This is a genomic window from Paenibacillus contaminans, from assembly GCF_003285015.1.
GTDB lineage: Bacteria > Bacillota > Bacilli > Paenibacillales > NBRC-103111 > Paenibacillus_V > Paenibacillus_V contaminans.
The window spans coordinates 81,850-101,922 of record NZ_QMFB01000007.1 but is presented as its reverse complement, the minus strand read 5'-3'; the positions used below and the strand labels follow the sequence as shown (position 1 = coordinate 101,922).

Below are 20,073 nucleotides of genomic sequence, written 5' to 3'. Positions count from 1 at the left end.
TGAATTGTCTGAAGCCGGATATGCCATCTGCATAATGTTCCGCTACGATTGCAATTCAATATCGCTCAGTTTTGCTCGACGGGAATTTGATGCTTCACGGCCAATTGGCGTATAACCTCTTCGATCGCATCGAATGATTTCACTTTATCGCTTCCGATCGTGTACGGCTCTTCCTTGTCCTTTACAAATAACTCGATTCTTCTGACCTCTTTGGACGAAAACCATTTTTTTACCGTTTCCTTGCTCATCCGAATGGTTTGCACTTTGTCGAAGGCGACCGTTTGCGAAGTTACCCGTTTGCCGTTGTCGACCGTCAATATTAGCTCCGTACGGTCCACGTTAATATCCACCACTTGCACCACGACTTATCCCTCCCATTTGGCTTACGAAAGCCGCTGCTCTCCACTTTCCGCCTGCGCCGGAAAGAACGGCTTTCGCGACTCTTTAATAATTTATTTGCAATCGACAGCGTTCAGACTCCTTTTTTTAAATGTCGGCGTATATCCATGCGGTTGTTCATATCACGATGCCCCTGCTAAACGCCGTGCCCTTGTTGAAGCTTCGACATATCGTAACTATAGATGAAACAACTACGATTTCGATGAAAAGAGGCACATATATGAATCCGAACTCGATCGAGAACGAAACGATTCGACTTACGCTGCAAAGCGCAAAAGAATATGGGCTTATTGGAAAACGGCGCAAACGGAACAAATATCGCCATCTCGTATTCGCCATTGTTAGAAAGGGCGGCAGTAACGACGGGCCGATGGGCACCATCTCGCTCAAAGAAACGGATTTGGAGCGCCGCGAAGCTTTGATCGTAGGACCTGACTGGGATGACGCAGCTGCAGATACGGATACTCCGGTACGCGATGCCGTTCAATTGTTGTGCAAATTTGCGTTCGACGCTTTGCGGGTTGAAGAAATCGTTATTTATATAAGGAAATGCGATACGGATTATTTTGCGCTTTGCAGAAGCTGCGGGTTTACCTCGACCGGTTCGATCAATAAAGGCGAAGGACTGTCTTTTTATGAAATGCGGATTTGCTCGGGATAACCGGACTCTCCGCGGGACAAGCTGTTTTTAAAAGGATTGCGGCTCTTGCATCTTTTGGCGCCTTGCAAGTATAGATCGCTTAGGATGCGGACTAACCCCCTGATCTTTTATTAAACATGCCGGAAATCAATGGCGCACCTACAATGGCGGCGTTTTATGTACAATTACCGACCTCTCCGTTTTCCGGCTTGTCGGTTGACAGAAAATACGGTATGATCATGATGAAAAATATTTTCTCGAAATCTCCGTATTTCGTAGAAATAATTTTCAAAAATTTTAAATCGCCCTGCTTGTGCAGGAAACCGACGAATGTGGTGAACCGCTTATGCAAAGCATGCTTAAAGCAATTCGAGAACAATCGTCAAGCTTTAACAAGAAAGAGCTTGAACTTGCCGAGTTTATTGCGGCTAATCCGCACTCGGTCGTACGCATGAGCATTACGGAGCTTGCGGAGCAGTCTCACACAAGTCCCGCAACGATATCGCGGTTTTGCAAGACATTCCATTTCAGCGGATTCGCCGATTTCAAAATGAAGCTTGCCGCCGACTTGGCCCAGCCGCCGGTCGAAATGACCTATCAGGACATCGTCGCCGGCAACCCGTTAAACGAAATTATTGCGGCCATTGAGAAAAATCATATCCGCTCGATCATGGATACGACGCATTTGCTCGATTATCGCCAGCTGCAGCTCGCGCTTCTCGCCCTTCGCTCCGCCCGGCAAATCGATCTTTACGGCGTCGCCACCTCCGGTATCGTGGCGCATGATTTTTATCAAAAGCTGGTGCGGATCGGCAAACGGGCATCCATTTTCTCCGACTCGCATATGCAGGTCACTTCCGCGTCGACGCTGAAGGAAGGCGATGTGGCGGTTGGCATCTCCTATTCGGGAGAAACGCCGGAAACGATCGACGCCCTGCGCTGCGCGAAGGAAAATGGGGCAACGACAATTTCGCTTACGAAATACGGCTCGACGACTTTGGCCGGAATATCCGATGTGCAGTTGTTTACTTCCTCATTGGAAGAAGGCGTCCGCCGCGGCGACATGGCGTCGCGCATCGCCCAACTGCATGTGATCGATATTTTGTTTACGGGCATGGTCAGCGAACACTTCGACGAATATGTGCCGAGACTCGAGCATTCGTTCCAGATGGTCAAAAAATATCGCAAAGAAAAAGGGAGATAGTTTAGAATGAACATCCTAACGTTCCGCACAAACGACGAATTGAACATCGCCGGCGCAAGCATCATTACAAGTCTTGTGCAGACGAATCCGAGAGCCGTTCTTGGACTTGCCACAGGGAGCTCCCCGATCGGTATTTATGAAGAAATCATCAATACGTTCCGCAAAAATATGGTCAGCTTCCGTCAAGTGACGACCTTCAACCTCGATGAATACGTCGGGCTTCCGAAGGATCATCAAGAAAGCTATCACAGCTTTATGAACCGGCAATTGTTCTCGCATATCGACCTGCCGGCTTCGCAAGCGAACATTCCGGACGGCAATGCCGCCGACCTCGCGGCGGAATGCGAACGGTATAACCGCCTTCTCGAGGATGCCAAGCAGATCGACTTGCAAATTCTCGGCATCGGCAACAACGGCCATATCGGCTTCAATGAGCCGTCCCATTCCCTGATTAGCGGGACGCATATCGTCGAGCTCAAAGAGGAAACGCGTGAGGCTAACGCCCGCTTCTTCAACTCGATCGACGAAGTGCCTACACACGCCTTGACGATGGGCGTAGGCGCCATCCTCAAAGCAAAGACGATACTTCTTGTCGTCCGCGGCGAAGGCAAAGCGGAGATCGTTCACCGCGCTTTAACCGGCCCGATTACGACGGAATGCCCGGCATCCCTGCTGCAGACCCATTCGAATGTCGTCGTATTGCTCGATGCCGAAGCCGGCAAATATTTTGCAAATGAAATGTAACGCTAACCGAGGACAAACGGTTACGCCGTCCTTTGAGGACAGGTGCGTTTACCGGGAAATCGAACAATCAGCAGAGATATTCTTTCTGAGATTTTGATAAAAGGCAGCCCGAAAGCGAAGTGTTCGCTTTCGGACTGCCCTTTTTTTGCTGTGTGGAACGACATTTTGTTATGCATCTTTCGACTGGCGTCATTGAACGGATTTACGACACCAATGCCGGTGTGCGCTGCGCGCTGCGATCGCCGTAATGCCCGCCATAAGCGGAAGCCAAACGTTCAAGATGGTTTGCAATGACGCAGAAAGACTCATCCGATCCGCAAGCATCCCGATTACCAGGAACGTAACCATCATGCAAGCCGAAATCATCATACTGAACACGGACAGCATCGTCGCGCGCATCGGCGAAGGAACGAGTTCATGCAAATATGTTTCCAGCAGAGGCTCCAAACCGCTAATAAACAGCGCCATCAGGAAAAAGAAGGACACTGCGCCGATGGCGTCGCCCTGATAACCGAATAATGCCAAACAAAGCATAAAGCCGAGAGCCGATATCCAAATCGTACCCCTTCTTCCGAGCAACCGTTCACCCAAATAAGCTATCGCCGCCACCGCTGCGGAAAACCAAGTTTCCGCTCCGTTTATCAAGCCGATTATTCCATTATCCAACCCGATTTGCTGAAAAATCACTTGACTGTAAAAACCGATGGACCACGACATCGCATACAAAACCGCCCCGAAAACCGACAAAACCGCAAACGTCTTGTTTCGCCCGATAAAGCTGACGATACCTCTAATTTGTCCGGTCAACGGCAAGCGTTCGAAGCCGTTCGCTCTCCTCTCTTCTTCGTTCGTTTCCAAGTCCTCCTCTTGATCCGGTAAAATCGCCGGCTCCTCCATCAGCCATATGACGAATAGGCAAATGAAATGTAGAAGCGCCTTACCCGCATAGACATATGCCCAATTCAAATCGGCCAGCGCCCCTCCGGCCATACCGCTTACGCCCATTGAGACGAGCGCAATCGAAGCCAGCCTCGAGTTTAGCTTGGCGAAGGCGCTCTGCTTTCCCTGCCCCTTCAGCGTCTCGTAAAAAAGCGCGGACGCCGCTCCCGACTGGAGCGTGTGCACGAGCGAGCCGAGCATAAAAGCAGCGGTAAGCCCGTAAAAATCCGAGGCGGCAATCAGCCAAACGGCGCTCGCGATACCGACCGCTTGTGCGGCCAACAGGCTCGTACGCTTGCCGAAGCGGTCGGCAATCATTCCCGTCGGCACCTCCGCCACAAAGTTGACCGCGTGAAAAAGCGTTTCGAGAAGGGCGATCTGCCCCAGCGTCAATCCCTTCGAAACGAGAAACAGCATCCAGATCGCCCGGTCGAGCATGAACATCCCGATCCACTGATAAACAAAAAATAAAGGCACATTGCGTTTATACCGTAACGTTTTCATCTTTTCTCATCCTTTAGCCCGCATCCTGTAGCGCGGCTTTTATTTGCACGACAAAAAACCATGGAACGACAGCTCCATGGTCTTCATCGGATAAGGATATTTTGAGAAAAGTCGAGCGTTATCGCTCACATTTCTAGAAACATACCCGAATGAGGCGGCTGGAGATGCCGATCCGTATGCATGAAAATGGACAGACGTATCCCGTGTCCGTTTTTCGCATGCGTGATCGTCCGCTTCAACGCCGCGCTCCGCGTTTGTTCGCTCATCTCCAATCACCTCCTTAACGTATTTATTAGCATGATGACTACTAGCTTACTTCGTTCAGAGCGGTCATAACAGAGAAAACTTCGATAAAATGATTCTTTCCGTTTCGATCAGTACTTCCGCTCACCCGCGGGCAACGATATTGCGCAGCGCAAGCTCGAGGTCCGGGTAAAGAAAACGAAAGCCGTGATGCAAAGCTTTGGCCGGCAGCACTTTCTGTCCCTCCAGAAGCAACACGGACAGCTCGCCGAATAAAAGCTTAAACATGAATGAAGGCACAGGGAAATAATGTGGACGACCTAACGAGCGGCCCAATACGCGTCCGAACTGATCGTTCGTTACCGGATTCGGGCCCGTTCCGTTTACGCCGCCTTCCATGTTATCGTTATCGAGACAAAAAGCGATCAGCCGCACCATATCTTCAACATGAATCCATGACAGCCATTGCTTCCCGCTGCCGACTCGGCCGCCTGCAAAAAGCTTGTACGGCAGCATCATCGGGGTAAGCGCTCCGCCGTCGGCACCAAGCACGAGACCGACGCGCAGCTTGACAATCCGTTCCGCAGGAATGCGGTCGGCCGCCTTCTCCCATCGATCCACGACAGAAGACAGGAAATCGATGGTTCTGGCCGGACTCGATTCATCGTATTCATCTTTCTCCGAGGTGCCGTATATCGACATGCCGGAGCCGTTTACGACGACCTTCGGTTTATGCTTCAGCCGTCCGATCACGTCCGCAACCTGACCGGTAGTCCGCAGACGGGACTCCAAAATTTCCTTCTTGGCTTGTTCCGTCCAGCGCCTGTTGATCGATTCGCCGGAAAGGTTGACCCATCCGTCTATCCCTTCAAGCAAAGACGGATCTTGCTCAAGCTGCTGCCAGCTTACGGAGCGCAGCTCGGTTATTTGACCAGCCGTTTTGTTCGTATGTATGCTTACCGGTTTATCGCTTCGGGAAACGACGACGATATCGTCCCCTCTCTCGAGCAGATGGCGAATGAGGTGGCCGCCGATAAAGCCGGTGCCCCCCGATACGGCTATTTTCACCTATACTCCCTCCCGGTTTCCGACTTCTCTATTCATGATAACCGGAAAGGATTGCCGTCACAAGGTTTTGCCGCCATTCTGTACGCAACCGGTACTGCTAGCTATTATTCGCCTTCGGTATATGCCGTATATTGCTCCGCCGAAAGCAGTCCTTCGAATGCGTCGTCTCCGCTCACTTCGACTTCCAGCATCCAGCCTTCCCCGAACGGATCGGAGTTGACCGTCTCCGGCGCATCTTCAAGCGAACCGTTGATTAGCACGACTTTACCGGAAACCGGCGTGAAAATATCGGATACCGTCTTTACGGACTCTACCGTGCCGATGCTTTCGTTAGCGGTGATCTCGGATCCCGTCTCAGGCATTTCCACGAAAACGATATCGCCCAGCTGGCTTTGCGCAAAATCGGTAATTCCGATGCGAACCCGATTATTCCCCAGTTTTAATACCCATTCATGCTCCTTCGTATACAACAAATCCGCCAACACTTGACTCATCATGAACCCTCGCTTTACATTTCAAATTGGTTTCGCTGCCGTATGCATCTGGCATAGTTTTCCCAGGTTATCCCTTTACATGCAGCCGATCGGAATCGATTGATTATCGCTGCAGCTTTGAAAAAGACGGATCAAGGGCGCATAACGTCCCCCTGTATGCAATTACGATTAGCATAATCACCAAAAAGATCGCTGTCAATCTTTTAAAAAATAATTCCGGACATTTGAGACGAAAGCATTGACAAAGCTAGCCGTCATTCCGTAATAATAGAAGAGGATTGTTTTATGATATCGGCGAATGAGGGTAAAGGGAGAGACCGCAGCAGTCGGCAGGTCGTGCCGGCCGGAAGCGGCGCCGAAGGAGTAAGCCGTCATGGTGAATCTCTCAGGCAAAAGGACCTTTATCGGACGCATCTCTGGAGAGCGCCTTGGAATTCCGCCCGCGTCAATGGCGGCTTTTCCTTCAAGGACACCCAAGGGGAAACTTTATGCCAATACGTGCGTGTTCGAAAGTCAGCTTATCGGCACCTCATCATGAAACCCGCATCGAGATAAGCCGGCTACTTGAACATTCTCTTTAAGCATGGAGGCAACTCTCAGGTACAAGGACAGAGCAAAAAGCGCAGGCAGCTGCGTCCTTTTTGCTCTGTTTTTTTTCGTTCATGCCAGTACGTATATCGCGGAAGCGGCTCTAAACCTCGTCAAGCGCATCTGTCCTTAATGAGCGGCAGGCGTTTATCCTCGATCGAAATGAAAATACTAAGTCGACACGCAAAAATCCGGTTATGAGGTGATTGTTATTTCTACGTTGAAACGCACGCCGCTTTACCCGCTGTACGACAAGTACGGCGCTCGGGTAATCGACTTCGGAGGCTGGGAGCTTCCCGTGCAATTTTCCGGCATACAGGCTGAGCATGAAGCCGTTCGTACGCGGGCCGGCCTGTTTGACGTGTCCCACATGGGAGAAGTGAATGTAAGCGGCAAGGATGCGCTCGCTTTTTTGCAAAAGCTAACGACGAACGACGTTTCGAAGCTTGTCCCGGGGCAAGCTCAGTACAGTCTCATGTGTTATCCCGACGGCGGAGTCGTGGACGACCTGCTCGTTTATTTTATCGGCGGAGACCGGTACATGCTTGTCATCAATGCGTCCAATATCGATAAAGATCTGGAATGGCTGCACGTGAACAAACAAGGCGACGTCACGATCGAAGACGTTTCCGATCAAACCTCCCTGCTCGCTTTGCAAGGACCGAAAGCCGTTTCGATCTTGAGCAAGCTGACGGATGCGCCCATCGGGGAGCTTCAACCGTTCCGCTTTATTCCCGACGCGTCGGTAGCCGGCTTCGGCGCTTTCGTCTCGCGTACCGGCTACACCGGCGAGGACGGTTTCGAGCTGTATATCGGCAGCGGGAACGCGCAAGCGTTATGGGAGAAGCTGCTTGAGGCCGGAACGGATGACGGCATCATGCCGATCGGACTCGGCGCTCGCGACACGCTCCGATTTGAAGCGCGGCTGCCGCTGTACGGCCAGGAGCTTAGCGCGGCGATCACGCCGATCGAAGCCGGTCTCGGTTTTTTCGTGAAGCCGGATAAAGGCGAATTTATCGGACGCGATGTATTAGCTGAACAAAAGCTTAACGGTGCGCCACGCAAGCTTGTGGGAATCGAAATGATCGACCGTGGAATCCCGCGGACTCACTATCCGGTCTTCTCCGACTACAAACAAATCGGCGAAGTGACGACGGGAACGCAATCTCCCACTTACAAAACGAATGTCGGCCTCGCCCTTATCGACAAGGCTTATGCCGAGCTTGGCACGGAGCTGTTCGTGGAAATACGCGGCAAGCAGCTTCGCGCCAAAGTCGTCAAAACGCCTTTTTATACGAAAGCTAAGGCTTAATATAATATCCGCCAACATGCGAACCTTGAAAGGAGCTATTCCAAAGCTATGAAGCATCGCTATTTACCGATGACGGAACAGGACCGGGCTCAAATGCTGGAAACGATCGGCATTTCAAGCACCGAGGAGCTTTTTGCCGATATCCCCGCTTCCGTACGTTTCCAAGGAACCTTAAATATTGAAGGACCGCTGAGCGAGCCCGCCATGCTCAAGCATATGAAAGCTCTAGCAGGCAAAAACGCCGACTTCGACCGCTACGCGTCGTTTCTTGGCGCAGGCATTTACGATCATCATATCCCGGTCGTCATCAATCATGTGATTTCCCGTTCGGAATTTTATACGGCGTATACGCCTTACCAGCCTGAAATCAGCCAAGGCGAGCTGCAGGCCATTTTCGAGTTTCAATCCTATATTTGCGAGCTGACCGGTATGGCGGTCGCGAATGCTTCCATGTACGACGGTCCGACCGCCCTCGCGGAAGCAGGCGCACTTGCCAGCGGCGCTACCAAAAGAAAGCAAATCGTCGTTTCCCGCGCCGTTCACCCGGAAGCAAGGCATATTTTGCGGACAACGGCGAAAGGCTTGAATCTCGAAGTCGTCGAGATCGGCTGCAAGAACGGCGTGACCGATCTGGAGGAGCTATCCGCTAAAGTATCCAAGGAAACCGCCGCCGTTATCGTACAATCGCCGAACTTTTTCGGCTGCATCGAAGATCTTCGTGCAGTCGAGCCGATCGCGCACGGCACGGACAGCTTGTTCATCGTCAGCTGCAACCCGCTCTCGCTTGGACTTTTGGAAGCGCCGGGCAAGCTTGGCGCCGATATCGTAATCGGCGACGCGCAGCCGCTCGGAATTTCCGCTTCGTTCGGCGGCCCTACCTGCGGATTTTTCGCGGTGGCGGACAAATGGATGCGCAAAATGCCGGGAAGGATCGTCGGACAAACGGTCGACCGCAACGGCAAACGCGGCTTCGTGCTGACGCTGCAAGCGCGGGAGCAGCACATCCGCAGGGAAAAAGCGACGTCCAACATTTGCTCCAATCAGGCACTCCTTGCCCTTTGCGCATCCGTCTATATGTCCGCTCTCGGCAAGCAAGGCATGCTCGACGTAGCCAAGCTGAACTTGCAAAAAGCGCACTATGCCGCGAAGCGTTTGGAGAGCTTGCGGCAAACGGAGCTAACGTTTTCCGCCCCATTTTTTAACGAATTTGCCGTAAAGCTGCCGGAAGGAACAAGCGTCGCTCAACTGAACGACTATTTGCTCGGTCAAGGAATTATCGGCGGATACGATCTCGGGATCGACTATCCGGAGCTGAAGGGCAACATGCTTATTGCCGTAACGGAACAGCGGAGCCGCGAAGAAATCGTTCAATTTGCCGCAAGCTTGGAGGAATGGCTATGACTACGACAAAACACGATAAAGCGCTCATTTTCGAGCTGAGCCAGCCTGGCCGCGTCGGATACGCGCTGCCGGATTGCGACGTTCCGGAGCTTGAAATCGATTCGCTCATCCCAACTAGCCTTCAGCGAAGCCAGCCTGCGGAGCTGCCGGAAGTATATGAAGTGGATGTTATCCGCCACTACACCGCTCTGTCCCGCCGCAACTTCGGGATCGATAACGGCTTTTATCCGCTTGGCTCCTGCACGATGAAATATAATCCTAAAATCAACGAAGATGTTGCGCGTTACGCCGGCTTTGCCAAAATTCATCCTTATCAGCCGGAATCGTCGGTACAAGGCGCTCTTGAGCTGCTGTACAGCTTGCAGCAGGATCTGCAGGAAGTGACCGGCATGGATGAAGTGACGCTTCAGCCTGCTGCTGGCGCGCATGGCGAATGGACCGGCTTGATGATGATCCGCGCTTATCACGAAAGCCGCGGCGAGCATCGCACGAAGGTAATCGTCCCGGATTCCGCGCACGGCACCAACCCTGCCAGCGCCACCGTCGCCGGCTTCGATACGATTACGATTAAATCGAACGACAAAGGTCTTGTCGACCTGGAGGCGCTGCGCGCAGACGTCGGACCGGATACGGCCGCACTCATGCTGACGAATCCGAACACGCTCGGCCTATTCGAAGAGCAAATCGTCGAAATCGCGGCGATCGTTCACGAGGCGGGCGGCCTGTTGTACTATGACGGCGCCAATGCCAATGCGATTATGGGCATTACGCGTCCCGGCGATATGGGATTCGATGTCGTGCATCTCAATCTCCACAAAACGATGAGCACCCCTCACGGCGGCGGCGGCCCCGGAGCCGGTCCTGTCGGGGTGAAGTCGAAGCTTGCGCCTTTCCTCCCTTCGCCGATTATCGGACGCAAAGCGGACGGCACGTATTATTTGCAGGATATTCCGCAATCGATCGGCCGCGTCAAAGGGTATTTCGGCAATTTCGGCATCCTTGTGCGCGCTTATACGTACATCCGTACTTACGGAGGCGAAGGGCTTCGTCAAGTTTCTGAAAACGCCGTACTGAACGCCAACTATATGCTGCGCCGACTGGCTCCGCATTTTGACGTGCCTTTCGATCGGGCCTGCAAGCATGAATTCGTGCTGTCCGGCAACCGCCAGAAAAAATGGGGCGTCCGCACGCTCGATATGGCTAAGCGGCTGCTCGATTTCGGCTACCATCCGCCAACGATCTATTTTCCGCTTAATGTCGAGGAATGTATCATGATTGAGCCGACCGAGACGGAAAGCAAAGAAACGCTCGACGCTTTCATCGATACGCTGATCCAAATCACGCAAGAAGCGGAGCAAAATCCGGAGCTACTCCTGAACGCGCCATACACAACGGACGTCAGCCGTCTCGACGAGGCGCTGGCTGCACGCAAGCCGGTATTAAACTGCAGCTGCGGGTAAGCATTGTGCAAGAATCATTCCTTCATGACCCTACTGACCCAGGTTATGATAAACATGCAGCCCGAGACGTCTCTTAGTTATCCCTACCCGAAGGATATGCTGCGTTTAAAGAGAAGTCGAACAAACGAGTCCGAGCACTCAAAAAGCCGCCATCCCACTAAGTAATATGGGTTGGCGGCTTTTTCGCTGGATTCGAAAGTCTGCCAGTTATTTATCGCGGATCGGGAAATACAAGTCGATTTCGGAGTTCGGATCGTTAGCTTTCGTATAGCGCTGGTCGTAAAACTCGAATTCGTATTTGCCCGTGCGGGTACCCCCGTCATATTCATATAAACTGTTCGGCAGCAAATGTCCCCAAAAATGTCCGAAAACATCGCCGATTCCGTCCAGCGGCCCGCGATGAGTGAGCACGATATATCGTGCAGCCGGCACTTCGATGCGCGTCATCCCCTCTGGAATATCAAAATCCTGATGAATTTGCACGGCTGCCGTGTATTCGAACGGCGCGCCTGGCGGATTGTCGGGATTTTGCAGCATCAGTCCGAAGCCGCGCCAGCCGACCTGGCCTTGTATTTCCGGGTTTCGGGCGTTGAACCGGCTCCAAAGCTTGGCGATCGCGTTCTCGGACGGCGGCACGGACGAATCGAAATGGATCGTTTCGGTAATGCCGACTGCGCTGAATGCGGGCTTCTCGATGATTTTCGTTTCGATGATCATGATTGATACAGCTCCCTCTTCGCAATGTTTACGCGATACACAACACCAACATATGTTCGCATTTTGTTATATTCGCCGTATCCCATAATATTCCTTCTTCGATTCCCTCAAACGAACAAATTTTCTTATTTTCAAAACAAGGATAAACATCCGCCTGCGACTTTGATGCTGACTTTTAGCATTCAAGTCTTTAACTAGAGATTGACGAAGACACGGTTACGTAAGCAATCATGGATATCCGTTATGTGAAACATATACAGCCTACTTTTTTCAAAAAAAGAGTGCCGGCGCCGTTATCGGCCCGCACTCTCTTTTAAGCGATCACATCGATTTATTGCCGCCCTGCCCATGCTTCACACGCGAAATATACCGTCTAGGCAGCCGCCATTTATAATAAACGGACAACATGCGAAGAACGACGACGACGGCGAACAGCAGCATCAGCTCGAACGTTGTTTGACCGAAGCCCATACCGACCGCTATCCCGGCCAAAATCGCCCAGCCGGCATATATTTCATCCCGGAGTACGACAGGCTTGCGTTTGGCCAGCACGTCACGTATGATACCGCCTCCGGTGCCGGTCATGACGGCCGCCACCATCGCTGCGCTTATGGGCAGCCCCATTTTGACCGCATGCAGTGCGCCTTGAATGGCGAAAGCCGCCAGCCCGATCGCATCGAAGAAAGCTTCGAGCGATTTCCAGCGCCAAATCCAGCCCTCCGGCATAAAAAATAAGATCGTCATGACGATTAGCGATATTTTCAGCAGGGATCCCTGGTTCCAGATCATCGTCACCGGCGCTTCGATGAGGATGTTGCGAATGATGCCGCCTCCGAACGCAGTCGCAAGCCCCAGCACAAATACGCCCAATATGTCGTAATCTTCTTCCATCGCGACAATCGCGCCGCTGAGGGCGAACGCTATCGTTCCGATGATGCTAAATACTACCCAATCCAACCCTCAAGCAACTCCTCTTGCCTCTATAATGCGTTCGATCGAGAACGATCAATTCCCATCCAACATTCTGCCTAAACCGCCAAGAACGCTTCCTTCTTCCTTACGTCCGACCGTGCCGGCGGCAGCCGAAATCCGATCCGCCAAGCGGCTGAACGGCAGCGACTGAATCCACACCTTCCCCGGTCCGCGAAGCGTCGCGAAAAACAGCCCTTCGCCACCAAACAACGCGGATTTGACGCCTTTTACGAACTCGATGTCGTAATCGACATCCTTGGTCATCGCCACAAGGCATCCCGTATCGATACGGATCATTTCGCTCGGCTGCAAGATTTTCTCGCAAACCGTTCCGCCCGCATGAACGAATGCCAAGCCGTCGCCTTCGATCTTTTGCATGATAAAGCCTTCACCGCCGAAAAAGCCGGTACCCAGCTTGCGCTGAAACTCGATTCCGACCGAAACGCCTTTAGCCGCGCACAAGTACGAATCCTTCTGACAAACGACTTTGCCTTCCAACTCGCTTAAATCGAGGGGAATGATTTTGCCGGGATAAGGAGCGGCGAACGACACGGATTGCTTGCCGTAGCCTCCGTTCGTAAAGACCGTCATAAATAAGCTTTCTCCGGTAAGCAGCCGTTTGCCCGCGCCCATCAGTTTGCCCATAAACCCTTTATTCTCGTAGCTTCCGTCTCCGAAGATGGTTTGCATCTGAATGCCTTCGTCCATCATCATAAAGCTTCCCGCTTCGGCAATGACGCTTTCCTGCGGATCCAACTCGATTTCGACGTATTGCATTTCATTCCCGACGATCCGGTAATCAATTTCATGAGCATTCATGGCTGGACGCCTCCTTATCGATCGTTAAACGTTATAATCGCGTTTTAATGCTTCAAGCTCTTCCAAAGACCGCTCCGCAAACCGGACGGTTTTCTGCAGCGCGTCTATGTCGGCCTGGAGCGCCTTCCGCAGCGATTCCTTGTAATCGGGAATTTGCTGACTGTATAGCCCGATCGTTTGATACGGCATCAGCGCGATCTCTTGAAAAGCCAGCGCTCTGCGCTGATGAAAAAAGCCGACGTCCGGGTTATTCGGCCGATGAAGGTCGCCCTGCGTCGGATGACGAAGTACCGCCAGTACGCGCACCGCTGCTTTCTCCGCGCCGAGTTCGACGATCTCGCCGATATATTCGCCCGTTTTATAGGCGGCTCTTACAATGTTGCCGATAGCGAAAGGTTGATTCATCCGACTGTACCTCCTTTTTCAGTTGGCATTGTTTATATACACACGACGGTATGCGGAAAGCTTACCGCTTCTCGCCTAAAGGCTTCAGCATCATATACAATTCATCGACCGATTTCATGCTGTACGCCCTCTCCGTTTCCGAACCTTTGTCATATAAAATCAGACACGGCACCGAGGTGATTTCCTGCGCTCGCACCCATTTGGGTGCATAGTTCACGTTGCACTGCACGAGCTCCAAATCCGGCAGCATTTGCTCCACGATGCCGAGCATGCGGCTTGCCAGCTTACAGGTACCGCACAAAGGCGTGTACGCAAAAACCGCATACCGCAGACCTTCGTCCTGCTCTCTGAGCAGCAAATCTTTTTCGTCGATATCTCTCATGCTCGAATATTCTCCGGATGCACGCTCAGTTTGACGGATTCGATGGAAACAAGCTTATTATCCGCAAAAACGCAGCGATGATCATATAAGGTATCTTCTTCCAGCATGCGCTTGAGGACATGCGGTAAATTATGCGTGATGCCGTAGTTGTTCGGATGCAAGATCCAATCGATCGTTTTCCAATCCAAAATGCCTTCGTCCGTCCCTAGCGGCGTTTCGTAAGCAAAATCAACCGGCACGTCGGCCAAAAAAGCATGCATGCCGCCGTAATGACCGCCGTTCTCCCGCCAAGTGACAAGGCCTTTGTAGCTTACGGCATCGAGGGTGATCCCCGTCTCCTCGGACACCTCTCGAAGAACGCTTGCTTCCGCCGCTTCTCCGGGCTCGATTTTACCGCCTACGCCATTCCACGCGCCCATCCAGGGGGCAGCCTGACGATTGAGCAGTAAAATACTGTCGCCTCTGCGGATCAAGCAGATCGTATAGCTAATCATGCGTTGTCCCCCCAATTCGGAAAGATGTTTTTACTCAGCTGCCGTTTGCAGCTTTCGAAGCCCCTCCAGCACTTCCGCACGAGGTAAATTCCCGTCCTCCAGTGCATCGTCCTCATTGGAAAGCAGGCGCTCGTAGAACGCAACCCCTTGAGCCACAGCATCAGCGGCATGAAAATCGCCATCGGATAAACGATGCATATCAATCCATTCGAACAACAGGTCTTCCGCCTTCGCGAACTGCCCTTCCCGTTCAAAATGACGCCAAAGCCTTTCGCAAACCGATTCCGGCAGCTGGTAGCGTCGAAGCGAAGCGAGCAGATCGTCGATATGAGCATTCCCGTCGATCGGTTCTTTGTCGGTTCCATTCTCACTCGCAGCGAGAAAAAGCTGAAGCGACTTGACGCGTCTCCGGTAGCTCTCGTCGTCATGTCCCTGTCTTTCGAAAAAATCGCCCTCCTCCTTCAGCAATACGCCTGCCATTTGCAGCGGGACAGACTCGACATTGCCGTTAACGGAAAGCATCGAGATTAAATCTTTCTCCGACAGGGTTCCCGCTAAACGCGAATTAAGCCTGAACCACTTTCCCCATAACTCGTTTATCGTCAGCAGCGCCTGCGCTTCTTTACGCTCCACCTTCAAACCCAAGAGCTGGCCCAGCGTTTGCGTCATCTGTTCGATCATTCTGACCAAATAATCTCTGCTGTACAAGTTCGGCATCTCCTTTCGTGAACTGATATCTTGCCTGCCGCACGGAAAAGGATTACAATATGTGCAAAGTGTAAAGAAGGTAGGTGACAACATGGCGGAATCGACTAATCACGAAACGGAAGCAAGCGAACCTAAGAAGGTCAGCCTTGCTGATGCCGTACGCAACAAACTCGCACAGAAGAAGCAAGCGCAATCGAATGACTCGAATATTCGGAGCAAGGACAATGCAGCGAAAAAAGTCGCCAGTCAGATGACGAAGAAGGTCAACAATCAGCGTCGCCGCACCGGAGGCAGTTAGAGCCTCCCCCAGGAAGCCGAAAAGCAGCCCGGACAACATAAGCAAATCATTATGTTATGTAGGAACATCATGCACGATCCGGTCAAAAGGAAGGCCCGACATTCGTCAAGGGCCTTCCTTTTTTCTGATCGGAACCTATTTTTTTTCTTATCGTGTTAATGATAAAGCTAGCGGACAATTCAAACGAAGTATTCCATGGCAAGGCCGGTAAAGCTTTCACTTACCCCGTTTTCGCTGCAATTACTTCGCGTCGCCGTACAATGCTTCACGCTGCCGTTTGACATCTTCGCTTTCCATATACTCGTCATATGTCATGAGCTTGTCGATGACGCCGTTCGGCGTGATTTCGATAATGCGGGTAGCGATCGTCTGCAGGAACTTATGGTCATGCGAGACGAAAAGCATCGTGCCGTCAAAATCGATCAAACCGTTGTTAAGCGCGGTGATGGATTCCAAATCCAAGTGGTTGGTAGGTTCATCCAGAATGAGTACGTTTCCTGCCGTCATCATCATTCGCGACAGCATACAGCGGACTTTCTCGCCTCCGGACAGCACGTTCGCCTTCTTAAGCGCCTCTTCGCCCGAGAACAGCATCCGGCCAAGGAAACCGCGAATAAAGCCTTCGTCCTGATCCTTCGAATACTGACGAAGCCAATCGACCAGGTTCAGATCCGTATCGAAGTATTCCGAATTGTCTTTCGGAAAATATGCGCGCGATGTTGTGATGCCCCAGTTGAATTCGCCCGAGTCAGCTTCCAGCTCGTTCATAATGATTTGGAAAAATGTCGTCTTTGCCAACCCGTTCGGACCGACAAAAGCGATTTTATCGCCGGTATTCACGGTAAACGTAACGTTGTTCAGTACAAGCTCGTCACCGACTTTTTTGCTGATGCGGTCGACCGCCAGCATTTGCTTGCCCGCTTCCCGCTCCGGTTTGAAATTAATAAACGGATATTTCCGGCTTGACGGCTTGATATCCTCAAGCGTGAGCTTCTCCAAAAGCTTTTTACGCGAGGTCGCTTGCTTCGCCTTGGATGCATTGGCGCTGAAACGGCGTATAAATTCTTCGAGCTCCTTGCGCTTCTCTTCGGTCTTCTTGTTCGCATCGCGCTGAAGCTTCAGCGCAAGCTGGCTGGATTCGTACCAGAAGTCATAGTTGCCGACATACATTTGAATTTTGCTGAAGTCAATGTCCGCAATATGCGTACATACTTGGTTTAGGAAGTGGCGGTCATGGGATACTACGATTACAGTGCCTTCATACTTCCCGAGGAAGTTTTCCAGCCATTCGATCGATGCCAGATCCAAATGGTTCGTAGGCTCGTCAAGCAGCAAAATATTCGGCGTGCCGAATAAGGCTTGTGCAAGCAATACCCTTACCTTCTCGTTTCCGTCAAGCTCTTTCATCAAGACGTCGTGCAGATTTTTCGGGATGCCGAGACCGATCAGAAGCTCTGCCGCATCGGATTCCGCTTCCCAGCCGTTCATTTCGGCGAACTCGCCCTCCAGCTCGGCTGCGCGCATGCCGTCTTCATCCGAGAAATCGGCCTTCGCATACAGTTCATTTTTCTCTTCCATGATTTGAAACAAACGGGCGTGACCTTTAATGACAGTCGTAAGAACCGGCAGCTCGTCATATTCGAAATGGTTCTGCTTCAGAACGGCCATGCGCTCGCCCGGCGTAATGTTTACTTCGCCGCGTGTTTGCTCGATTTCGCCGGACAATATTTTCAAGAACGTCGATTTTCCGGCTCCGTTAGCACCGATCAATCCGTAACAATTTCCTGGCGTAAACTTGATGTTGACGTCCTCGAACAGCGCTCTGCTGCCGTAACGTAACGTAATATTACTTGTGCTGATCATTCTAACTATTACCGCCTTTACATCATATATTTGGATGGAAACATCTTTGTCTTTACGGCATACTGCCGTCCGTTTCCTATTAGCCGCATATTCGTTATATTCGAATCCCCCGGCCTCAGTGACCCGATTTCGTCCTTCCGGACAACAAATCTTCACTATTATAGCACATTTGTACCCGTATCGACATAGGGCAACAAACTAGTTATCCCAAAGAAATCGGCAGCCGTCCGGCGTTGGCGCCTGACAAATTCAGGAATCGGCATTCTCAAACCGAATATTCGATATCCCGGATTACGCGCTTTTCATCGGGAATCATGCATTAACCGACTGTCCTTGCCCAAAGGCCGTTATTCCTTGACGTACGCAGCCAGAAGCGATACCGTGTTCCAGATTGCCTGCTCATGCGTCCGCTCCAGCGTATGGGAAGCGTGAACGCCCGGTCCGATCAATGCCGCTCGTATGTTGTTTCCTCCCCGCAACGATGCCGATGCGTCCGAGCCGTATTGCGGATAAATGTCGACCGCATAAGTTAACCGTTCCCGTTCGGCCAGTTCGATCAGCCGCGAAGTCATTTCATAATCGTAAGGTCCCGACGAGTCCTTCGCGCATATGGAAACGCCGAGCTCCGTACCGTTCAAATCGTCGCCGAGCGCACCCATGTCGATCGCAATCATTTCGGACACATGATCCGGAATATAAGAAGCGCCGTGACCGACCTCTTCATAGGTGGAAATGAGGCAGCAAAGCGTTTTGGCAGGCTTCACATTCTCGCGCTTCAACAGCTCAAGCAGCCCGAACAATGCCGCTACTCCCGCTTTATCGTCAAGGTGGCGGGATTTGATCCAGCCGTTATCTGAAATAACAGTTCGCGGATCGAACGAAACGATATCGCCCGGCCGAATCCCGAGCGCTTCCGTTTCTTGTTTGGTCGTCACGGTTTCGTCTAAACGTATTTCCATTACCGCTTCTTCCCGCTTCAAATCTCTGGCGTCCGGATACACATGAACGGAAGGCTTTGTCGTCAAAATGGTTCCGCTGACCGTTTTGCCCTCCCGCGTATGGACAAGGCAATATTCCCCTTCTACCGATCCCATCATATACCCGCCGATGGACGTAAACCGAAGCGTGCCATTCGGCTTTACCGACCGAACCATCGCTCCCAAGGTATCAACATGGGCGGTTAATGCCAGCGTTTGATCGCTTGCGCCAGGCACGGTAATAATGCCGCACCCTTTATTTGTCTTTGTAAAAGAGTAGCCGAGCTTAACCGCTTCTTTCTCGACAAAACTCATCACCCGCATGCAATATCCGCTTGGACTAGGAATCTCCAGTAATTGTTTAAGGACGTTAAGTATATAGGTTTTGTTCATTTCGCTCATCGCATTCGACCTCTTTCTCGTGACCTTCAAAAGCATTGTACCTTTTTGCCGCAAGTTTGTAAAAAACGCCGCCCATGCATAAAAGGGACTGCCTCAAGTCGACTCTGACTCGGACAGTCCCTCATGTACATGATTGTTCCTTACACAGTCGGCACTTGAATCAAACCGACCGATTGCTCGAAAACTTCGTCAATGCAGCGTTCCATACAGTTGCAGTAGTAATCTTTCCTGCAGATCGGGCAAGGAACGTTCTGGAGGCGATTGATGCTGGATGGTTTCAGCTCGCCGTTCACAAGCTGCACGAACAGCTTGCATTTCGCGGAATCCTGAAGCGTTACGGCAACCTCGAACGAATCGTTGGCCTTACTCGATTTTACGATTTTAGCATCCTTTACAACAGGACGATAGATCATGCGGAAACCTCCAAAAATATATGTCTTGTAAAAAGTGATTATAGACCTAAACGAGCTTCAAAACAAGAGCGGCCTGACTTTGCTCGCTTTTTACGTTTCTGTATATCTATTGAATATCATTTCCATAAATCACATGGATAAACGGCTTCGCCGTCCTAAATGCTTTCGAAAAAAGCGACTTCGTAAGCATACGCTTGAATAAGCGCGTTTACCGATGAAATATGAACACTTGACAGGTGAAACCTATTAATTCTTTTATGTTAAAAAAATAACGGTAATCTTCCTTGTTTCTTAAGCTTCGTAATCGACGGCAACCGAAGATTCGCGGACTGTCGACATGTATGCAATAACTTCTTGGTGAACCGGATGGACTTGGTAAGCATTCATATCGTCAAGCGAGTCGAAACGCGTAACGAGAGCGATATCATACGAACGCTCCGTGTGAAGCACGTCGGCGCCAACTTCGATATACTTCAATTGCGGAATTTTGCCTTCCATGTTCAGAAGAACTTCTTTCGTTTTGGCAACCACTTCGGGAGTGCGCTCTTTGAGCTTGAAAAATACGATATGCGTAAACATACTTTTTTCCACCTTTCGAATTTGAGGGACTATTTTATTTGAAAGGCC

General features: G+C 51.4%; 23 protein-coding genes and 1 riboswitch. Of the genes, 7 read left to right on the top strand and 16 right to left on the bottom strand.

Going from position 1 to position 20,073, the window contains the following annotated elements; translation table 11 throughout:
• Positions 1–65: 65 nt before the first annotated feature.
• Complete coding sequence (locus tag DQG23_RS13995) at positions 66–362, bottom strand: hypothetical protein (RefSeq protein WP_113031481.1); 297 nt, start codon at positions 360–362, stop codon at positions 66–68.
• A gap of 257 nt (positions 363–619) precedes the next feature.
• Between DQG23_RS13995 and DQG23_RS13990 the strand changes: the two genes are divergently transcribed.
• The 3 genes from DQG23_RS13990 to nagB all read left to right on the top strand — a co-directional run bounded on the left by DQG23_RS13990 (position 620) and on the right by nagB (position 2,987).
• Positions 620–1,060: a hypothetical protein gene (locus tag DQG23_RS13990; protein ID WP_113031480.1), complete on the top strand. Its 441-nt coding sequence runs from the start codon at positions 620–622 to the stop codon at positions 1,058–1,060.
• Between the two features lie 325 nt (positions 1,061–1,385).
• The gene (locus DQG23_RS13985) at positions 1,386–2,243 is read left to right on the top strand and encodes a MurR/RpiR family transcriptional regulator (protein ID WP_113031479.1); all 858 of its coding nucleotides are present in this window, start codon (positions 1,386–1,388) and stop codon (positions 2,241–2,243) included.
• A gap of 6 nt (positions 2,244–2,249) precedes the next feature.
• Positions 2,250–2,987 (top strand): glucosamine-6-phosphate deaminase, encoded by a 738-nt coding sequence (nagB, locus tag DQG23_RS13980; RefSeq protein WP_113031478.1) that lies wholly within the window; start codon positions 2,250–2,252, stop codon positions 2,985–2,987.
• Between the two features lie 189 nt (positions 2,988–3,176).
• Here the strand turns inward: nagB and DQG23_RS13975 are convergent, their stop codons facing one another.
• The 4 genes from DQG23_RS13975 to gcvH form a co-directional block, all read right to left on the bottom strand.
• Positions 3,177–4,430 (bottom strand): MFS transporter, encoded by a 1,254-nt coding sequence (locus DQG23_RS13975; RefSeq protein ID WP_113031477.1) that lies wholly within the window; start codon positions 4,428–4,430, stop codon positions 3,177–3,179.
• Between the two features lie 125 nt (positions 4,431–4,555).
• Positions 4,556–4,696, bottom strand: coding sequence for a hypothetical protein (locus DQG23_RS42125; RefSeq protein ID WP_158560483.1), 141 nt, complete (start codon positions 4,694–4,696; stop codon positions 4,556–4,558).
• 121 nt (positions 4,697–4,817) lie between these two features.
• Positions 4,818–5,741, bottom strand: coding sequence for a TIGR01777 family oxidoreductase (locus DQG23_RS13970; protein ID WP_113031476.1), 924 nt, complete (start codon positions 5,739–5,741; stop codon positions 4,818–4,820).
• A 104-nt stretch (positions 5,742–5,845) separates the two neighbouring features.
• Entirely contained in the window at positions 5,846–6,235 is a 390-nt protein-coding gene (gene gcvH, locus DQG23_RS13965) for a glycine cleavage system protein GcvH (RefSeq protein WP_113031475.1), read from the bottom strand.
• Positions 6,236–6,533: 298 nt separating this feature from the next.
• Positions 6,534–6,646: riboswitch (glycine riboswitch) on the top strand.
• Positions 6,647–7,034: 388 nt separating this feature from the next.
• On the opposite strand from gcvH, the gene gcvT reads away from it, so the two are divergent.
• From gcvT to gcvPB, 3 genes are read left to right on the top strand one after another with little or no spacing between them, the layout of a single operon-like run.
• On the top strand, positions 7,035–8,135 hold the full coding sequence (gene gcvT / locus DQG23_RS13960; protein WP_113031664.1) for a glycine cleavage system aminomethyltransferase GcvT: 1,101 nt from the start codon (positions 7,035–7,037) through the stop codon (positions 8,133–8,135).
• A 48-nt stretch (positions 8,136–8,183) separates the two neighbouring features.
• Positions 8,184–9,536 carry an aminomethyl-transferring glycine dehydrogenase subunit GcvPA gene (gene gcvPA, locus DQG23_RS13955; RefSeq protein ID WP_113031474.1) on the top strand — a complete coding sequence of 451 codons (1,353 nt, stop codon included), beginning with the start codon at positions 8,184–8,186 and terminating at the stop codon, positions 9,534–9,536.
• Positions 9,533–10,996: an aminomethyl-transferring glycine dehydrogenase subunit GcvPB gene (gcvPB, locus tag DQG23_RS13950; protein ID WP_113031473.1), complete on the top strand. Its 1,464-nt coding sequence runs from the start codon at positions 9,533–9,535 to the stop codon at positions 10,994–10,996. The genes gcvPA and gcvPB overlap by 4 nt, the downstream gene beginning before the upstream one ends.
• Positions 10,997–11,203: 207 nt before the next feature.
• Here gcvPB and DQG23_RS13945 read toward each other — a convergent pair whose 3' ends face one another.
• From DQG23_RS13945 to DQG23_RS13915, 7 genes are all read right to left on the bottom strand, one after another.
• Entirely contained in the window at positions 11,204–11,713 is a 510-nt protein-coding gene (locus DQG23_RS13945; RefSeq protein ID WP_113031472.1) for a GyrI-like domain-containing protein, read from the bottom strand.
• 321 nt (positions 11,714–12,034) lie between these two features.
• Positions 12,035–12,670: a trimeric intracellular cation channel family protein gene (locus DQG23_RS13940; RefSeq protein ID WP_113031471.1), complete on the bottom strand. Its 636-nt coding sequence runs from the start codon at positions 12,668–12,670 to the stop codon at positions 12,035–12,037.
• Positions 12,671–12,718: 48 nt separating this feature from the next.
• Positions 12,719–13,504: a TIGR00266 family protein gene (locus tag DQG23_RS13935; protein WP_113031470.1), complete on the bottom strand. Its 786-nt coding sequence runs from the start codon at positions 13,502–13,504 to the stop codon at positions 12,719–12,721.
• Between the two features lie 24 nt (positions 13,505–13,528).
• Positions 13,529–13,909, bottom strand: coding sequence for a kinase-associated lipoprotein KapB (gene kapB / locus DQG23_RS13930; RefSeq protein WP_113031469.1), 381 nt, complete (start codon positions 13,907–13,909; stop codon positions 13,529–13,531).
• Positions 13,910–13,970: 61 nt separating this feature from the next.
• Positions 13,971–14,291: a thioredoxin family protein gene (locus DQG23_RS13925; protein ID WP_113031468.1), complete on the bottom strand. Its 321-nt coding sequence runs from the start codon at positions 14,289–14,291 to the stop codon at positions 13,971–13,973.
• The gene (locus DQG23_RS13920) at positions 14,288–14,785 is read right to left on the bottom strand and encodes an NUDIX hydrolase (protein ID WP_113031467.1); all 498 of its coding nucleotides are present in this window, start codon (positions 14,783–14,785) and stop codon (positions 14,288–14,290) included. The genes DQG23_RS13925 and DQG23_RS13920 overlap by 4 nt, the downstream gene beginning before the upstream one ends.
• Positions 14,786–14,815: 30 nt before the next feature.
• Entirely contained in the window at positions 14,816–15,493 is a 678-nt protein-coding gene (locus tag DQG23_RS13915) for a DUF6483 family protein (protein ID WP_113031466.1), read from the bottom strand.
• A 91-nt stretch (positions 15,494–15,584) separates the two neighbouring features.
• Between DQG23_RS13915 and DQG23_RS13910 the strand changes: the two genes are divergently transcribed.
• Positions 15,585–15,791 (top strand): hypothetical protein, encoded by a 207-nt coding sequence (locus tag DQG23_RS13910; RefSeq protein ID WP_113031465.1) that lies wholly within the window; start codon positions 15,585–15,587, stop codon positions 15,789–15,791.
• A 240-nt stretch (positions 15,792–16,031) separates the two neighbouring features.
• Here the strand turns inward: DQG23_RS13910 and DQG23_RS13905 are convergent, their stop codons facing one another.
• The 4 genes from DQG23_RS13905 to DQG23_RS13890 all read right to left on the bottom strand — a co-directional run bounded on the left by DQG23_RS13905 (position 16,032) and on the right by DQG23_RS13890 (position 20,025).
• Positions 16,032–17,654 (bottom strand): ABC-F family ATP-binding cassette domain-containing protein, encoded by a 1,623-nt coding sequence (locus DQG23_RS13905; protein WP_113031464.1) that lies wholly within the window; start codon positions 17,652–17,654, stop codon positions 16,032–16,034.
• A 347-nt stretch (positions 17,655–18,001) separates the two neighbouring features.
• Positions 18,002–19,033, bottom strand: coding sequence for a M42 family metallopeptidase (locus DQG23_RS13900; RefSeq protein WP_113031463.1), 1,032 nt, complete (start codon positions 19,031–19,033; stop codon positions 18,002–18,004).
• A gap of 140 nt (positions 19,034–19,173) precedes the next feature.
• Complete coding sequence (locus tag DQG23_RS13895; protein WP_113031462.1) at positions 19,174–19,446, bottom strand: hypothetical protein; 273 nt, start codon at positions 19,444–19,446, stop codon at positions 19,174–19,176.
• A gap of 291 nt (positions 19,447–19,737) precedes the next feature.
• Complete coding sequence (locus DQG23_RS13890) at positions 19,738–20,025, bottom strand: Dabb family protein (RefSeq protein ID WP_113031461.1); 288 nt, start codon at positions 20,023–20,025, stop codon at positions 19,738–19,740.
• Between the last annotated feature and the right edge of the window lie 48 nt (positions 20,026–20,073).

What these genes read in the sequence shown, in the direction of transcription:
- gcvPA (WP_113031474.1), top strand. Translation starts at nt 8,184, where the DNA reads ATGAAGCATCGCTATTTACCGATGACGGAACAGGACCGGGCTCAAATG.
- DQG23_RS13975 (WP_113031477.1), bottom strand. Translation starts at nt 4,430, where the DNA reads ATGAAAACGTTACGGTATAAACGCAATGTGCCTTTATTTTTTGTTTAT.
- DQG23_RS13985 (WP_113031479.1), top strand. Translation starts at nt 1,386, where the DNA reads ATGCAAAGCATGCTTAAAGCAATTCGAGAACAATCGTCAAGCTTTAAC.
- nagB (WP_113031478.1), top strand. Translation starts at nt 2,250, where the DNA reads ATGAACATCCTAACGTTCCGCACAAACGACGAATTGAACATCGCCGGC.
- DQG23_RS13920 (WP_113031467.1), bottom strand. Translation starts at nt 14,785, where the DNA reads ATGATTAGCTATACGATCTGCTTGATCCGCAGAGGCGACAGTATTTTA.
- DQG23_RS13935 (WP_113031470.1), bottom strand. Translation starts at nt 13,504, where the DNA reads ATGAATGCTCATGAAATTGATTACCGGATCGTCGGGAATGAAATGCAA.
- DQG23_RS13890 (WP_113031461.1), bottom strand. Translation starts at nt 20,025, where the DNA reads ATGTTTACGCATATCGTATTTTTCAAGCTCAAAGAGCGCACTCCCGAA.
- kapB (WP_113031469.1), bottom strand. Translation starts at nt 13,909, where the DNA reads ATGAATCAACCTTTCGCTATCGGCAACATTGTAAGAGCCGCCTATAAA.
- DQG23_RS42125 (WP_158560483.1), bottom strand. Translation starts at nt 4,696, where the DNA reads ATGAGCGAACAAACGCGGAGCGCGGCGTTGAAGCGGACGATCACGCAT.
- DQG23_RS13910 (WP_113031465.1), top strand. Translation starts at nt 15,585, where the DNA reads ATGGCGGAATCGACTAATCACGAAACGGAAGCAAGCGAACCTAAGAAG.
- gcvPB (WP_113031473.1), top strand. Translation starts at nt 9,533, where the DNA reads ATGACTACGACAAAACACGATAAAGCGCTCATTTTCGAGCTGAGCCAG.
- gcvH (WP_113031475.1), bottom strand. Translation starts at nt 6,235, where the DNA reads ATGAGTCAAGTGTTGGCGGATTTGTTGTATACGAAGGAGCATGAATGG.
- DQG23_RS13990 (WP_113031480.1), top strand. Translation starts at nt 620, where the DNA reads ATGAATCCGAACTCGATCGAGAACGAAACGATTCGACTTACGCTGCAA.
- DQG23_RS13925 (WP_113031468.1), bottom strand. Translation starts at nt 14,291, where the DNA reads ATGAGAGATATCGACGAAAAAGATTTGCTGCTCAGAGAGCAGGACGAA.
- DQG23_RS13895 (WP_113031462.1), bottom strand. Translation starts at nt 19,446, where the DNA reads ATGATCTATCGTCCTGTTGTAAAGGATGCTAAAATCGTAAAATCGAGT.
- DQG23_RS13905 (WP_113031464.1), bottom strand. Translation starts at nt 17,654, where the DNA reads ATGATCAGCACAAGTAATATTACGTTACGTTACGGCAGCAGAGCGCTG.
- DQG23_RS13900 (WP_113031463.1), bottom strand. Translation starts at nt 19,033, where the DNA reads ATGAGCGAAATGAACAAAACCTATATACTTAACGTCCTTAAACAATTA.
- DQG23_RS13945 (WP_113031472.1), bottom strand. Translation starts at nt 11,713, where the DNA reads ATGATCATCGAAACGAAAATCATCGAGAAGCCCGCATTCAGCGCAGTC.